Genomic DNA, 14606 nt, shown 5'->3' with positions numbered 1-14606 from the left:
CGGGCAAGGGCCCCGAGCGCGCGCCCGGGCGTCAGGCGTTGAAGACGACCGTCCGCGCGCCGATCAGCAGGACGCGGTCCTCGGCGTGCAGCCGCACCCCGCGCGAGAGCGCGAGTCGCTCGGTGTCGCGGCCGAGCGCCACCAGGGCCTCGGGCGAGGCGGCGTGGGTCACCCGGGTGACCTCCTGCTCGATGATCGGGCCCTCGTCGAGGTCAGCGGTGACATAGTGCGCCGTCGCGCCGATCAGCTTCACGCCGCGCTCGTACGCCTGGTGGTAGGGCTTGGCGCCCTTGAAGCCCGGCAGGAACGAGTGGTGGATGTTGATCACGCGACCTTCGAGGGCGCGGCACAGGTCGTCGGAGAGCACCTGCATGTAGCGGGCCAGGACGACCAGGTCGATGTCGTGCTTCGCGACCAGATCGAGCAGGGCCGCCTCGGCCTCCGCCTTGGTCTCCTTGGTGACCGGCAGGTGCACGAACGGGATGCCGTGGTGCTCGACGAGGCCGCGCAGGTCCTCGTGGTTGCTGACCACGAGCGGGATCTCGACCGGGAGCTCGCCGGTCTCGTGGCGGTAGAGCAGGTCGACCAGGCAGTGGTCGAACTTGGAGACCATCACCAGCACGCGGTGGTGCGCCGACTCCGGCCGGACGGTGAGGGCCGGCTCGAAGCCGGCCAGTGCGGCGAGCAGGTGCCTCTCGACCTCGTCGGCCGAGCCGAGCGGGGAGTCCACCTCCGAGCGCATGCAGAACGTGCCCGAGACCGGGTCCGAGAACTGCTGGTTGTCGACGATGTTGCCCGACGCGTTGACGACACCCTCGGCGAAGGCCCTGATGATGCCGGGCTGATCGGGGCACCTGAGGGTCATCACATAGCGCTGCATAGGGAGAAGGATGACACCATCACCCCTATGCGCGATCAACCGGTACGGCTTGCCATCGTCAGCCGCCAGGAGGTCATCGCGCGCGGTCTGACCGCGATGCTGGCCGACTATCCCGACCGGGTGATCGTGACGGCGCTGCCGACGGTCTGGACCACGGCGCCGGGCGTCGAGGTGGTCCTCTACGACACCCATGGGCTGCACGTGGGCGACGGCGCCGACCTGCTCCACCTGCTGCGCAACACCAGCGCCAAGGTGCTGGTCTTCAGCCGGGACATGCGCCCCGATCTGCGCGCCCGCGCCTTCGCCCACGGGTGCAGCGCCTGGGTATCGATGTCGACGCGGGCCAAGGAGCTGGTCGAGGCGGTCGAGCTCATCGCCGCCGGTCTGCCGCTGCCGGACCAGGAGGAGCGACTCGGTCACGACGCCGGGCTCTCCCCGCGCGAGGTGGAGGTGCTCGCGCTGATCGCCCAGGGCCTGTCCAACGTCGAGGTCGCCGAGCGGCTGCACCTCAGCGGCAACACGCTCAAGAGCCACATCCGGCAGGCGTACCGCAAGATCGGCGCTGACTCGCGCGCCCAGGCCGTCGCGTGGGCGCTGCAGAACGGCTTCGCCCCGCCGGACCAGCCGAACCCGGCGTTAGGCTGAATTTCACCCCTAGGGGTGAGTCTTTACCGATCTTCACCTCCCCCCTCCGGGCCAATTTGCAGGTCGGACTGTTACCCCCGTGGGCATCGCGGGGATGTTCAAGTCATGAGCCCGACTGCGACGCTCCAACAGGATCTGCCCCGCGAGGTCCGACGTGCCGAGACCACCCGACTGCTCGAGGAGGCCGCGGCCGCCACCGGCGACGAGCGCTCCGCCCTGCTCGACGAGGTGATCGTCATCAACACCTCCGTGGCCCGAGCGATCGCCGCGCGCTACGGCAATCGCGGGATCGCCCTCGAAGACCTCGAGCAGGTCGCCTACCTCGCGCTCGTCCGCGCCGCGCACAAGTACGACGGCCGGCTCGCCGAGGACTTCCTCGTCTACGCGGTGCCTACCATCCGCGGCGAGGTCAAGCGCTACTTCCGCGACCACGGCTGGACCGTCCGCCCGCCGCGTCGGGTGCAGGAGCTCCAGGCTGAGGTGATGCGCGCCGACATCAGTGACCCGGCCGAGCTCGCCCAGAAGCTCGGTGTGTCCGAGGCCGAGGTGACCGAGGCCCAGCAGCTCAAGGGCTGCTTCTCCCCGCTGTCGCTCGACGCGCCGGTCGGCACGGAGTCCGACGCCGCCTCCCTCGGGGATCTCCTCGCCGGCGAGGACGCGGAGCACTCGGCCTCCGAGGCCCGGCTGATGCTGGCCCCGGCGCTGCGCTCCCTCACCGAGCGTGAGCGGCTCATCGTGCAGCTGCGCTTCGTCGACGACCTCACCCAGGAGGAGATCGGCGAGCGGATCGGTGTGACCCAGATGCAGGTCTCGCGCCTGCTCAAGAAGGTGATGACCAAGCTCCGCGAGCAGCTCGGCGCGGTCGCCGCCAGCACCGCTGCCTGACCCGCCGCACCAACGTCGAACGCCCTGGCCGATGGCCAGGGCGTTCGTGCGTTCTACGGGGACGAGCCCGTGGATCAGGCGTGCTCGCGGATCAGGCGTGCTCGCGGATCAGGCGTGCACCGGCGGGGCGACGATGCCCAGTGCGCCCGCCGTACGGGTCATGATCGCGCTGGCCTGCTCCGGGTCGTTCGACAGCGGGGTGCCGAAGCTCGGGACCATCGCGTGCAGCGTCGGCTGCCAGTCGGCCCAGCGGTCGGTGAAGCAGCGCTCGAGAACCTCGAGCATGATCGGCGGCGCGGTCGAGGCGCCCGGAGAGGCGCCGAGCAGGCCGGCGATGGTGCCGTCCTTGGCGGTGATGACCTCGGTGCCGAACTGCAGGGTTCCGTCGGGGCGGATCACCTGGACGCGCTGGCCCGCGGTGAGCTTCTCCCAGTCGCCGTTCTCGGCGTCGGGGAAGAAGTCGAGGAGGTCCTTGAACTTCGTCGCCTTGGTCGGGGAGCCGGCCAGCACCTGCTTGATCAGGTAGATGGTCAGCGGGACGTTCTTCGCGCCGGTCTTGAGCATCGGCATCAGGTTGCTGAGCTTGATCGAGCGGAAGAGGTCGAGCCAGGACCCGGCCTTGAGGAACTTCGGCGTCCAACCTGCGTACGGACCGAACATCAGGTGCTGGCGGCCGTCCACCACGCGGGTGTCGAGGTGGGGGACCGACATCGGCGGAGCGCCGACGGCGGCCTTGCCGTAGACCTTCGCGTGGTGCTTCGCGACCAGCTCCGGCTTGGAGGTGCGCAGGAACTCGCCGGAGACGGGGAAGCCACCGAAGCCCTTGATCTCCGCGATCCGGGACTTCTGCAGGAGCGGCAGCGCGTAGCCGCCGGCGCCGACGAAGACGAAGTCGGCGGTGTAGTGGAACCTTCCGTCGCCGTTGGTGCCCTGGACGTGCCAGACGCCGTCGTTGGTCTGGTGGACGTCCTTGACCTGGGTGCCGTACTCGATCACGGCGCCCTTCGCCTGCATCGTGGCGGTGAGCAGCTTGGTCAGGGCGCCGAAGTCGACGTCGGTCCCGGCGGCGTGGAACGTCGCGGCGATGGGGTTGGCGGCCAGGTCGGCGTCCGTGCGGCCCTCGAGGAGCAGCGGCGCCCACGCCCTGACCTGCTCCGGGTCGTCGGTGTACTCGAGGCCCTCGAACAGCGGGTGGTCCTTGAGCGCGTCGTAACGGGCCTTGAGGTAGGCGACGTTGTCGGCGCCCCAGACGAAGCTCATGTGCGGCGTGGTGCGGATGAAGGCGGACGCGTCCGGGATGCGGCCGTTCTCGATCAGGAAGGCCCACAGCTGGCGCGAGACCTGGAACTGCTCGTTGACCTGCACCGCCTTGCCGATCGCGACGCTGCCGTCGGCGTTCTCCGGGGTGTAGTTGAGCTCGCAGAGCGCGGAGTGGCCCGTGCCGGCGTTGTTCCAGGGGCCGGAGGACTCCTCGGCGAGCGCGTCGAGGCGCTCCAGCACGCGGATGTTCCAGGTCGGCTCGAGCTCCTGGATGAGGACGCCCAGCGTGGCGGACATGATGCCGCCACCGATCAGGACGATGTCGCGGGGACTCGCAGGGCTGGTGCTCGCATGGGGGGCCACATCTTCATTATGTGGCGATGCGACTTGGACGCCATTTGCGGGGCGGATCTGGGCGCGGTTCCCGCGTGGACCTGTGATCAGGCTCACGTAGAGGGTGTAGGCATGGAGCATGACGAGCGAGTCGTACGCCGCGGGCGAGACCGAGCCCGCTCTGCTGGAGGAGACGATCGGCGCCAACCTCGCGGCCACCGTCGCGCGGAACCCGGACGGGGAGGCGCTGGTCGAGGTGGCCTCCGGGCGGCGCTGGACCTGGGGGGAGCTCGACACCGCGGTCGACGAGGTCGCCCGTGGGCTGATGGCGCTCGGCTTGGCGGCCGGTGATCGGGTCGGCATCTGGGCGCCGAACTGCGCAGAGTGGACGATCGCGCAGTACGCCACCGCCAGGGCCGGGATCGTGCTGGTCAACGTCAACCCGGCCTACCGCACCCACGAGCTGGCCTACGTCGTCGGCCAGAGCGGGATGCGGATGCTGCTCGCCGCCACCGCGTTCAAGACCTCCGACTACCGCGGAATGGTCGAGGAACTCGTCGCCTCGGGGGAGGCCCGCGGGCTGGAGCGGGTGATCTACCTCGACTCCTCCGACTGGGCGGACCTGATCGAGAGCGGACGCGGGCTGCCGGACACCGCGCTGCCGGAGCGGACGGCGGAGCTCTCGCCGAGCGATCCGATCAACATCCAGTACACGTCGGGCACGACCGGCTTCCCCAAGGGCGCGACCCTGTCGCACCGCAACATCCTCAACAACGGCTACTTCGTCACCGAGACGATCAACCTCTCCGCCGCCGACCGGCTCTGCATCCCGGTGCCCTTCTACCACTGCTTCGGGATGGTGATGGCGAACCTCGGCTGCACCACCCACGGCGCGACGATGGTCATTCCCTCCCCGGCCTTCGACCCGGCCCTGACGCTGCGGGCCGTGCAGGACGAGCGCTGCACCGTGCTCTACGGCGTGCCGACGATGTTCATCGCGATGCAGAGCTCGCCCGCGTTCGCAGGGACCGACCTCAGCACGCTGCGCTCCGGGATCATGGCCGGCTCGATCTGTCCCGTCGAGGTGATGAAGCGCTGCGTGCACGAGATGCACATGAGCGAGGTCTCGATCGCGTACGGCATGACCGAGACCTCGCCGGTCTCCTGCCAGACCCGGGTCGACGACGACATGGAGCGGCGTACGTCCACGATCGGCCGGGCCGCGCCGCACGTCGAGATCAAGATCGTCGACCCGGTGACCGGGCGGACCGTCCCGCGCGGCGAGGCCGGGGAGTTCTGCACCCGCGGCTACTCGGTGATGCTCGGCTACTGGGACGACCCCGAGAAGACCGCCGCGGCGATCGACGACGAGGGCTGGATGCACACCGGCGACCTGGCGGTGATGCGCGAGGACGGCTACTGCAACATCGTCGGGCGGATCAAGGACATGGTGATCCGTGGCGGCGAGAACATCTATCCCCGCGAGATCGAGGAGTTCCTCTACCGCCACCCCGACGTCGAGGACGTGCAGGTCGTCGGCGTCCCGGACGCGACGTACGGCGAGGAGCTCTGCGCCTGGATCCGGATGCGGACCGGCGCAGACCCGCTCGACGCGGAGGCCGTCCGGGCGTACGCGACAGGGCGGCTGGCGGCCTACAAGATCCCGCGCTACGTGCTGGTCGTGGACGAGTTCCCGATGACGATCACCGGCAAGATCCGCAAGGTGGAGATGCGGGCCCGGTCCGCCGAGCTCCTGGAGCTGTGAGCCGTACCATCTGCCCATGCCGCAGCAGAGTGCCGAGCACCGGGCCTGGATCGACGAGGCCGTCCGTCGCGTGGAGGCCGACGCCCAGCGATCCGCCGACACCCACCTGCACCAGGTCCCGCTGCCGACGGCGATGGGCTGGGCGGGGATCGACCTCTACCTGAAGGACGAGTCGGTCCACCCGACCGGCTCGCTCAAGCACCGGCTCGCCCGCTCGCTCTTCCTCTACGCACTCTGCAACGGCTGGCTGCACGCCGGCTCGACGGTCGTCGAGGCGTCGTCGGGCTCCACCGCGGTCTCCGAGGCGTACTTCGCGCGTCTGCTCGGGCTCCCCTTCGTCGCGGTCATGCCGGCCTCCACCTCGCCGGTGAAGATCGAGCTGATCGAGTGGTACGGAGGCAGCTGCCACTTCGTCGACTCGCCCGGCGAGGTCTACGACGCGGCGCGGGCGCTCGCCGAGGAGACCGGCGGGCACTACCTCGACCAGTTCACCTACGCGGAGCGGGCCACCGACTGGCGCGGCAACAACAACATCGCTCAGTCGATCTTCGAGCAGATGGCGCAGGAGTCGCACCCGCTGCCGTCGTGGATCGTCGCCTCCGCCGGGACGGGCGGCACCTCGGCCACCATCGGCCGCTACCTCCGTTACAAGCGGCTGCCCACCCGCCTGCTCGTCGCCGATCCCGAGGGCTCGGCGTTCTACGACGGCTGGCTCGCCGACTCCGCCGACGTCATCGCACCCGGCTCGCAGATCGAGGGAATCGGCCGCCCGCGCGTCGAGCCCTCGTTCGTCGGCGGCGTCGTCGACGAGATGGTGCGGGTGCCCGATGCCGCCTCGATCGCCACCATGCGCTGGGTCTCGCAGCGGCTCGGCCGCTCGGTCGGCCCCTCGACCGGCACGAACGTCTGGGCCGCGCTCGGCCAGATGGCCCGGATGCGCGCCGCCGGAGAGTCCGGCAGCGTCGTCACGCTGCTGTGCGACGGCGGTGAGCGCTACCTGTCGAGCTACTACGACGACGGCTGGATCGCAGCGCGCGGTCTCGACCTCGCGCCCTGGGCCGCCGCCCTCGCGGAGTTCGACGAGACCGGCTCCTGGTCAGTCATCTAGACCACACTTGCTTCTTCTCCGATTCGGCGTCATGTCCCGATAGGTGGGTCGTCTCCTTGAGTGCGAGGGGTCGTCCATCGGTGGGGGATGGACGACCCCTCGCTGGGTCCAGGTGGTTGATGCGGACTGGCGAGCCGCGCAACCACCTCAGCGGCCGCCGGCCACCACGGTGCCGTCGATCTCGTCGTCGGTGTGGATCCGGGGGACGAGCCCCGCCTGGCCCATCAGGGCGGCGGTGGCGGCGGCCTGGCGGCGGCTGGTCTCGACCAGGAGGGTGCCGCCTGGAGCGAGCCACGCGGGGGCCTCGGCGATGAGGCGACGCTGGATGGCGAGTCCGTCGGGGCCACCGTCGAGGGCGACGTGGTGCTCGTGGTCCCGGGCCTCCGGTGGCATCAGCGCGATCGCGTCGGTGGGGACGTAGGGGGCGTTGGCGCAGATCACCCGCGCCCGCAGGAGGGTGGGGAGCGGGGCGAAGAGGTCGCCCTGGAGGACCCGATCGGGCGGGAGGTTCCGGCGCGCGCAGGCGACGGCGGCGAGGTCGATGTCCACGGCCCAGACCTCCGCGCCGGTCACCCGGTAGGCCACGGCGGCCCCGATCGCGCCGGTGCCGCAGCCGAGGTCGATCACGACCGGCGGAGGGGGCGCGTGCTCGGCGAGAAGGGCGACGGCGAGCCGCACCATCAGCGTGGAGCGGAGTCGTGGCACGAAGACGCCGGGGGCGACGCGGATCCGGAGGCCGGCGAACTCGGCCCAGCCGATCACCTGCTCCAGGGGCTCGCCGGCGATGCGGCGTACGGCCATCGTCTCCAGCTCCTGGGGAGACCGGGCCGCCTCGCGCAGCGCGGTCGCCTCATCCTCGGCGAAGACGCAGCCGGCCGCCCGCAATCGCGTCACCAAGGGGTCCATGGGGCACGATGCTCGCATGCACGGCACGTTGGCCCCCATCGCCTGGATCGTCGTCGGGTACGCGGGCATCGTGGCGATCGCCGCCGGACTGGGCGTCGCGCTCAAGGCGCCCCGGCCACGCTGGCTCGACCAGCTGGCCTGGATGCTCGAGCTCTGCTGTGTCGTGCTGGGGCTCGGCGCCCTCGGCTCGCTGATCCAGGGCAACCGGCCGGCCTCGATGTCGACCCACCTCGGCTACCTGGCGGCGCTGGTCTGCATCATGCCGGTGGCGATCATGTCGATACGGGAGGAGCGGGAGTCGTGGTCGAGCGGAGTGGTGGCGGTCGCGGCGATCGCGACGGCGGTGGTCGCAGTCCGGCTGATGGTGACGCGATGAGCGCCCCCTCGCGGACCGTGCCCGCCGAGCAGGCGGGCCCGCGCCCCAAACGTGGCCCGCACCTGGTGCTGATGGCTTGCTACGCGCTCTTCATCCTGGCCTCCGGCAGCCGCGCGGTCGTGCAGATCGCGACCCAGTTCCACGTCGCGCCGCTGGCCTACGTCCTCTCCGCGGTGGCCGCGGTGACGTACGTCGTCGGCTGGTTCGCGATCCGCCGAGCCGCCCACGGGAGGCCCCGGCTGGCCGAGATCATGCTGTGGGTCGAGCTCGCGGGCGTCGTCGTCATCGGCACGCTGTCGGTGGTGAAGAAGGACTGGTTCCCCGATGCGTCCGTCTGGTCCGACTACGGCGGCGGCTACGGCTGGGTACCGGCGGTGCTGCCCGTCGCGGCACTGTTCTGGCTGCATCGCACCCACGAGAAGAAGGACGAGAAGGAGAGCGTCGCGTGAGCGTCTCCACCGGCAAGGCGATCTCCCCCGACTCCGGGGAGCACTGGGCGACGCCCGGTGCCTGGCCGGTGGATGCGGGCATCCACCGGATCCCGCTACCGCTGCCGATGGACGGGCTCAAGGCGGTCAACGTCTACGCCGTCGAGACGCCGAGCGGCCTGACGCTGATCGACGGTGGCTGGGCGGTTCCGGAGGCGCGCGAGGCGCTGGAGAAGGGGCTCGCCGTGCTCGGGGCGGGAGTCGGCGACGTCACGGACGTGCTCGTCACGCACGTGCATCGCGACCACTACACGCTGGCCTCCGTGCTTGCCGGCGAGGTCGGCGCGAAGGTGGCGCTCGGGGCGCGCGAGCAGGCGACGCTGGACATCGTGCAACGCGGCGATCACGGCGCGACGCAGCAGCTGCTCGAGACGGCCGGCGCCACGAGGCTGCTGGCCGACTGGGGCGCGATCCGGCCGCCGAAGCCGGAGCCGGACCACTGGCGCACGCCCGACCTGTGGCTGGACGGCGACATGCGGGTGGCGGTGGGCGAGCGGGCTCTCGACGCGATCCACACGCCGGGCCACACCCAGGGGCACTACGTGTACGCCGACCCGGTGGCCGGTCTGCTCTTCGCCGGTGACCACGTGCTGCCGACGATCACGCCGTCGGTCGGCTTCGAGCCCGCCGCGGTGGCCTCGCCGCTGAGCGACTTCCTGGCCTCCCTGACCAAGATGCGCTCGCTTCCCGACCTGCGGCTGCTGCCCGCCCACGGCCCGATCGCGCCGTCGGTGCACGCCCGCGTCGACGAGCTGCTCGAGCACCACGAGCACCGGCTGGCGCTCTCGTTGGATGCCATCCGTGGCGGCGCCCGCACCGCGTACGAGGTCGCCGGCGAGCTGCCCTGGACGAGGCACGAGCACCGCTTCTCCACCCTCGACGTCTTCAACGGCACCCTCGCTACCCTCGAGACCCTCGCCCACCTCGTTGTCCTGGTCGCCCGCGGCCTCGCGGTCCGCACCGCCGGCGACGAAGGCGACCTCTTCACCGCCGCCTGAGCCACGTGCGATGACGCGGCCGTCGGGGCCCGGGGCTAGGGTTACCGACACAAGACAGGGGAGCCCGTACGGGCTGAGAGTGCGACAGAAGGTCGCAGACCCTCCGAACCTGCTCCGGTTAGCACCGGCGAAGGGAGTCCAGATGCGCAAGCATGCACTCATCTCGGCGACGGCTCTGGGAGTCGCCGTCGCACTGGCCACCGCGGGGTGCTCGGTGTCGGCCAAGGACAGCGACGACGGGTCGCCGGGGAGCCGGGTCTCGACAGGCTCGACCTCCGGAGCAGGCCCGACCTCCGGCGGAGACGTCGTCCTGGTCACCCACGACAGCTGGTACCTGCCCAAGAAGCTGATCGCCCAGTTCGAGCAGCAGACCGGCTACCACCTGGTCGTCCGCGCCAGCGGCGACGCGGGCAAGCTGACCAACAAGCTCGTCCTGACCCAGAGCAACCCCGACGGCGACGTCAGCTTCGGCGTCGACAACACCTTCGCCAGCCGGGCGCTCAAGGCGAACGTCTTCGCGCCGTACACGCCCGCGAACCTCCCGGCCGGCGTCAGCGCCTACGACGTCGAGGGCGACGCCGGTACGCACCTCACCCCGATCGACCACGCCAACGTCTGTGTCAACGTCGACACCACCTGGTTCGCGGCCCATCACCTCGCGCCGCCGACGACGCTCGACGACCTGACCAAGCCGGCGTACAAGGGCCTCTTCGTGACGCCCGGCGCCACCACCTCGAGCCCGGGCATGGCCTTCCTGCTGGCCACCATCGCCACCTACGGCGACCAGTGGCCGGACTACTGGACCAAGCTGATGGCCAACGACACCGAGATCGCGGACGGCTGGTCGCAGGCCTACGAGGTCGACTTCACCCAGGGCGGGGGCGACGGCGACAAGCCGATCGTGCTGTCGTACGACTCCTCGCCGGCGTTCACCATCGCCAAGGACGGTACCTCGACGACGAAGGCGCTGCTCGACACCTGCTTCGGCTCCAACGAGTACGCCGGGGTCCTCACCGGCGCCAAGAACGTGCCGGGAGCCGAGGCGTTCGTCGACTGGCTGCTGACTCCGGCCGTGCAGGCGCAGCTGCCCGACGCGATGTACGTCTTCCCGGTCGCGGACGGAACCCCGCTGCCGCCCGCGTGGGCGAAGTTCGCGGTGATGCCGAGCAAGCCGCTCGCGATCAGCCCGACCGAGATCGACGACCATCGCGACGCCTGGCTGCAGCAGTGGAGCGACGTCACCACCCGCTGAGCCGCACGCTGGGTCGCTACGTGACCCTCGTCGCGCTCGCCGCCGTCCCGGTCGCCGTCCTGGCGGTCTTCTTCGTGCTGCCCGTGGCCGGGATGGTCGGCCGCGGATTCCGCCCCGAGGGCCACTGGGACGTCGGGGGTGTCCTCGACGTGCTGCGGCGTCCCCGCGTGCACCGGGTGCTGTGGTTCACCGTCTGGAGCGCCACCGTCGCCACCGCGATCACGTTGGTGCTCGGCCTGCCGGCGGCGTACGTCCTGCACCGGCTCACCTTCCCGCTGCGCCGGCTCGTCCGGGCGGTGCTCCTGGTGCCGTTCGTCCTGCCGACCGTCGTCGTCGGCGTGGCCTTCCGGCAGCTGCTCACCGGACCGCTCGCCTGGACGGGCATCGACGACAGCCCGATCGCGATCATCGCCGGTCTGGTCTTCTTCAACGTCGCCGTCGTGATCCGTGCCGTCGGCGCCGCGTGGGAGAGCCTCGACCACCGCCCGGCCGAGGCCGCCGCCGCGCTCGGCGCCGGGCCGTGGACGGTTTTCCGCACGGTCACCCTGCCGGCTCTGCGGCCGGCGATCGTCGGGGCCGCGTCGGTGGTCTTCCTCTTCTGCGCCACCGCGTTCGGGGTCGTGCTCACCCTCGGCGGGCTGCGCTACTCCAGCATCGAGACCGAGATCTACCAGCTCACCACCAACCAGCTCGACCTCCAGGGCGCCGCCGCGCTCTCGATCCTGCAGCTCGCCGTGGTCACGCTGCTGCTCGCGGTCGGCGCCCGGCTGCGCCCGGCCACGACGGTCGTCACACGCGTCCCCCCACGGCCTCGCAGGCCGCGCGCCGTCGACCTGCCGCAGATCGTCGTCACCCTCGTGCTGCTCGTCTTCGTCGCCGCCCCCATCGCCGCCCTGGTGCTGGGCAGCCTGCACACGGCATCGGTTGGCGGGCAGGACGGCCACTGGACGCTCGCGAACTACCGCGCCCTCAACACCCTCGGCACGCATCAGGCCCTCATCGAGCCGGTCACCTCCGCGCTCGACCTCTCCCTGCGCATCGCCATCGACGCCACCCTGCTCAGCGTGACCCTCGGCCTGCTCGTCGCACTGTCGGTGACCCGGCGTGCGCACACCAGGACCGAGAAGCGCGTACGTGGCACCCTCGATGCGCTCTTCATGCTTCCGCTCGGCGTCTCCGCGGTGACCCTCGGCTTCGGCTTCCTGGTCACCCTCGATCGGCCACCGCTCGACTTCCGGGACTCTCCCTGGCTGGTCCCGATCGCGCAGGCGCTGGTCGCGCTGCCGTTGGTCGTGCGCACACTGGTGCCCACCCTCCAGGGGATCGACGATCGCCAGCGTCAGGCAGCGGCGTCACTGGGGGCCGGACCGTTGCGGCGCCTGCTGGTGGTCGAGGTCCCGGTCCTCTTCCGCCCGGTCCTGGCGAGCGCCGGGTTCGCCTTCGCGGTCTCGCTGGGGGAGTTCGGCGCGACCAGCTTCCTCGCCCACGACGAGAACGCCACCCTGCCGTTGGTGATCTTCCGCCTCATCAACCACCCCGGCCCGATGAACTACGGCATGGCGCTGGCCGCCTCCTGCGTCCTTGCCGCGACCACCGCGATCGTGATGCTGGTCGTCGAGCGTGCCCGTGTCCCGATCGCAGGAGTGCTGTGACCCTCTCCCTCCGCGACGTCAGCGTCGCCTACGAAGGGACGCCCGCGATCGGGGGCGTCGACCTCGAGCTGCCCGACGGGCAGGTCCTCGCCGTCCTGGGTCCGTCCGGCTCGGGGAAGTCGACCCTGCTGCGGGCCATCGCCGGCCTCGAGCCGACCACCGGCGGGTCGATCGCGTGGGACGGGCAGGATCTCGCCCGCACCCCGACGCACAAGCGGGGCTTCGCGCTGATGTTCCAGGACGGCCAGCTCTTCGGCCACCTGACGGTCGCGGCCAATGTCGCCTACCCCCTGCGGCTGCGTCGCGTCCCCGCCGCCCGCCGCCGCGGGCGCGTCGGTGAGCTGCTGGAGCTGGTCGGGTTGACCGGGTACGAGAAGCGCCTGCCGGGCACGCTGTCCGGCGGCGAGCGGCAGCGGGTCGCGCTGGCCCGCGCCCTCGCCGTCGAGCCGCGCCTTCTCCTGCTCGACGAGCCGCTCTCCGCGCTGGACGCCAGCCTGCGCGAGCGACTCGCTGCGGACCTGCGCCAGATCCTGGTGCGCGCGGGCACTACCGCGCTGCTGGTCACCCACGACCAGGAGGAGGCGTATGCGGTCGCCGACCGGCTCGCCGTCGTCCGCGACGGCCGGCTCGTGCAGGAGGGCCCGGTCGCCGACGTGTGGGCGCACCCGGCCGATGCCGAGACGGCGCTCTTCCTCGGCTACGCGAGGGTGCTGACCGGAGCTCCCGCCGTGCGGGTCGCCGCCGCGGATCGTGTCGCCGTACGACGCTCGGCCTTCGTCCTGGACGACCGCGGCGTGCTGTCCGGCGAGGTGCTCGAGTCCCGCGCCACCCCCGACCAGATCCGCCTGGTCGTGGCCGTGGACGGCATCGGCGAGGTGGACGCCGTCGCCACCTCGGCGGCCCAGGTGGCACCCGGTGAGCGGGTGCGGTTGCGCGTGGACCACGCTCGTCTGAGCATCCTTATCTAAACTCGCCGACATGTATCGCCGCGCTCAGCTCCTGCTCGTCGGTCTGGCACTCCTGGTCGGCATCGGCGCGATCGTGCTGGCACAGGTCAGTGGCCACCACCTGGTCGACCCCGACGGCAGCTTCCTCGGTCCGTCCTGGCTGCGGCTGCCGATCCTGCTCGGCGCCGCGATCGGCGCCGATCTGATCCCGCGCACGCTGTGGATCTCGCGCTTCCGGCCGAAGGCGATGCGGGGCGTCTTCATGGAGCGGATCCGCACCCACTGGACCCGCGAGCGGCTGACCCTGGTCGCGCTGGGCGTCGTCTGCTTCTACATCGTCTACGTCGGCTACCGGAACATGAAGTCGGCGCTGCCGTTCGTGATCTCGACGAAGTACGACCACGACCTGGAGCTGATCGACACCGCGATCCTGTTCGGCCACCACCCGGGCGCGGTGATGCAGAACATCTTCGGCGACGGGTTCATGGCCTACATCTTCTCGTACGTCTACCTGTGGTTCCTGCCGCTGGTCCCGATCGCGGTGACGATCTGGCTGGTCTGGTCGCGCAACCTCGCCTACGGCTACTGGTTCGTCGGCTCGCAGTGCATCGCGTGGACGCTGGGGACGATCTCCTACTACGCGCTGCCGACCCTCGGCCCCGGCATCGCCTACCCGTACATCTACCAGACCGAGCCGAACACTCCAGCGCAGCAACTGATGGACTCCCTGGTCCACGGCCGGCAGAACATCAAATGGAGCGAAGGCATCATCGACGCGGTGCAATCGGTGGCGGGCTTCGCCTCGCTGCACTGCGCCATCACCATGCTGACGGCGCTGATGGTGCAGTTCACCGTGCGCAACCGGCTGATCCGGATCTTCTTCTGGTGCAACTTCGGCGTCACGGCGATGGCGACCCTGTACTTCGGCTGGCACTCGCTCTCGGACGACGTCGCGGGCGTGATGATCGCGCTGGTCTCGTTCTACGTCGCCGGCCTGGCGACCGGGCAGAAGTTCACCCGCAAGGGCGAGCGTGACCTGGATGCCGAAGGGGCCGAGATCGAGGCCCAGGAGGCCCTCGCCCGCGGCTAATCACATCGATGTAGTTCGCGG

Annotated in this window: 14 protein-coding genes and 1 riboswitch; of the genes, 11 read left to right on the top strand and 3 right to left on the bottom strand. The window is 70.7% G+C overall.

Annotated elements, in window-relative coordinates; genetic code table 11:
• Window positions 1-31: 31 nt before the first annotated feature.
• Complete coding sequence (purU, locus tag ACZ5L9_RS04935) at window positions 32-880, bottom strand: formyltetrahydrofolate deformylase (protein WP_464534422.1); 849 nt, start codon at window positions 878-880, stop codon at window positions 32-34.
• Window positions 881-907: 27 nt separating this feature from the next.
• Here purU and ACZ5L9_RS04930 point away from each other — a divergent pair, with 27 nt between their 5' ends.
• On the top strand, window positions 908-1525 hold the full coding sequence (locus ACZ5L9_RS04930; protein WP_464534421.1) for a response regulator transcription factor: 618 nt from the start codon (window positions 908-910) through the stop codon (window positions 1523-1525).
• 105 nt (window positions 1526-1630) lie between these two features.
• Window positions 1631-2410, top strand: coding sequence for a sigma-70 family RNA polymerase sigma factor (locus ACZ5L9_RS04925; protein ID WP_464534420.1), 780 nt, complete (start codon window positions 1631-1633; stop codon window positions 2408-2410).
• 108 nt (window positions 2411-2518) lie between these two features.
• Here the strand turns inward: ACZ5L9_RS04925 and mqo are convergent, their stop codons facing one another.
• Window positions 2519-4033 carry a malate dehydrogenase (quinone) gene (gene mqo, locus ACZ5L9_RS04920; RefSeq protein ID WP_464534419.1) on the bottom strand — a complete coding sequence of 505 codons (1515 nt, stop codon included), beginning with the start codon at window positions 4031-4033 and terminating at the stop codon, window positions 2519-2521.
• Between the two features lie 109 nt (window positions 4034-4142).
• Between mqo and ACZ5L9_RS04915 the strand changes: the two genes are divergently transcribed.
• Together ACZ5L9_RS04915 and cds1 are read left to right on the top strand one after the other, a co-directional pair.
• Entirely contained in the window at window positions 4143-5768 is a 1626-nt protein-coding gene (locus tag ACZ5L9_RS04915; RefSeq protein WP_464534418.1) for an AMP-binding protein, read from the top strand.
• 16 nt (window positions 5769-5784) lie between these two features.
• Complete coding sequence (gene cds1 / locus ACZ5L9_RS04910; protein WP_464534417.1) at window positions 5785-6876, top strand: L-cysteine desulfhydrase Cds1; 1092 nt, start codon at window positions 5785-5787, stop codon at window positions 6874-6876.
• A gap of 147 nt (window positions 6877-7023) precedes the next feature.
• On the opposite strand, the gene ACZ5L9_RS04905 is transcribed toward cds1, so the two are convergent.
• On the bottom strand, window positions 7024-7782 hold the full coding sequence (locus ACZ5L9_RS04905; RefSeq protein ID WP_464534416.1) for a putative protein N(5)-glutamine methyltransferase: 759 nt from the start codon (window positions 7780-7782) through the stop codon (window positions 7024-7026).
• Window positions 7783-7798: 16 nt separating this feature from the next.
• Here ACZ5L9_RS04905 and ACZ5L9_RS04900 point away from each other — a divergent pair, with 16 nt between their 5' ends.
• From ACZ5L9_RS04900 to ACZ5L9_RS04870, 7 genes are all read left to right on the top strand, one after another.
• The gene (locus ACZ5L9_RS04900) at window positions 7799-8158 is read left to right on the top strand and encodes a hypothetical protein (RefSeq protein WP_464534415.1); all 360 of its coding nucleotides are present in this window, start codon (window positions 7799-7801) and stop codon (window positions 8156-8158) included.
• A complete protein-coding gene (locus tag ACZ5L9_RS04895; RefSeq protein WP_464534414.1) occupies window positions 8155-8607 on the top strand; it encodes a hypothetical protein in 453 nt (150 codons plus the stop codon). The genes ACZ5L9_RS04900 and ACZ5L9_RS04895 overlap by 4 nt, the downstream gene beginning before the upstream one ends.
• Window positions 8604-9644, top strand: a complete 1041-nt coding sequence (locus tag ACZ5L9_RS04890) for an MBL fold metallo-hydrolase (RefSeq protein ID WP_464534413.1) — start codon at window positions 8604-8606, stop codon at window positions 9642-9644. The genes ACZ5L9_RS04895 and ACZ5L9_RS04890 overlap by 4 nt, the downstream gene beginning before the upstream one ends.
• Before the next feature lie 46 nt (window positions 9645-9690).
• A riboswitch (TPP riboswitch) is annotated at window positions 9691-9797 on the top strand.
• On the top strand, window positions 9787-10896 hold the full coding sequence (locus ACZ5L9_RS04885) for a thiamine ABC transporter substrate-binding protein (protein WP_464534412.1): 1110 nt from the start codon (window positions 9787-9789) through the stop codon (window positions 10894-10896). Its footprint overlaps the riboswitch before it by 11 nt.
• Entirely contained in the window at window positions 10872-12548 is a 1677-nt protein-coding gene (locus ACZ5L9_RS04880) for an ABC transporter permease (RefSeq protein WP_464534411.1), read from the top strand. The genes ACZ5L9_RS04885 and ACZ5L9_RS04880 overlap by 25 nt, the downstream gene beginning before the upstream one ends.
• Window positions 12545-13516 carry an ABC transporter ATP-binding protein gene (locus ACZ5L9_RS04875; protein WP_464534410.1) on the top strand — a complete coding sequence of 324 codons (972 nt, stop codon included), beginning with the start codon at window positions 12545-12547 and terminating at the stop codon, window positions 13514-13516. Before ACZ5L9_RS04880 ends, ACZ5L9_RS04875 begins: the two co-directional genes overlap by 4 nt.
• 10 nt (window positions 13517-13526) lie before the next feature.
• Window positions 13527-14585, top strand: a complete 1059-nt coding sequence (locus ACZ5L9_RS04870) for a phosphatase PAP2 family protein (protein WP_464534409.1) — start codon at window positions 13527-13529, stop codon at window positions 14583-14585.
• The last annotated feature ends 21 nt before the right edge of the window (window positions 14586-14606 follow it).

The organism is Nocardioides sp. JCM 18998 (genome assembly GCF_055391535.1).
The sequence above is the reverse complement of the archived record's forward strand: the minus strand, read 5'-3'. Positions and strand labels throughout refer to the sequence as shown.

Bases quoted from the DNA above. Each gene is read 5' to 3' on its own strand.
- purU (WP_464534422.1), bottom strand. From the start codon at position 880: ATGCAGCGCTATGTGATGACCCTCAGGTGCCCCGATCAGCCCGGCATC.
- ACZ5L9_RS04930 (WP_464534421.1), top strand. From the start codon at position 908: ATGCGCGATCAACCGGTACGGCTTGCCATCGTCAGCCGCCAGGAGGTC.
- ACZ5L9_RS04925 (WP_464534420.1), top strand. From the start codon at position 1,631: ATGAGCCCGACTGCGACGCTCCAACAGGATCTGCCCCGCGAGGTCCGA.
- ACZ5L9_RS04915 (WP_464534418.1), top strand. From the start codon at position 4,143: ATGACGAGCGAGTCGTACGCCGCGGGCGAGACCGAGCCCGCTCTGCTG.
- cds1 (WP_464534417.1), top strand. From the start codon at position 5,785: ATGCCGCAGCAGAGTGCCGAGCACCGGGCCTGGATCGACGAGGCCGTC.
- ACZ5L9_RS04905 (WP_464534416.1), bottom strand. From the start codon at position 7,782: ATGGACCCCTTGGTGACGCGATTGCGGGCGGCCGGCTGCGTCTTCGCC.
- ACZ5L9_RS04900 (WP_464534415.1), top strand. From the start codon at position 7,799: ATGCACGGCACGTTGGCCCCCATCGCCTGGATCGTCGTCGGGTACGCG.
- ACZ5L9_RS04895 (WP_464534414.1), top strand. From the start codon at position 8,155: ATGAGCGCCCCCTCGCGGACCGTGCCCGCCGAGCAGGCGGGCCCGCGC.
- ACZ5L9_RS04885 (WP_464534412.1), top strand. From the start codon at position 9,787: ATGCGCAAGCATGCACTCATCTCGGCGACGGCTCTGGGAGTCGCCGTC.
- ACZ5L9_RS04870 (WP_464534409.1), top strand. From the start codon at position 13,527: ATGTATCGCCGCGCTCAGCTCCTGCTCGTCGGTCTGGCACTCCTGGTC.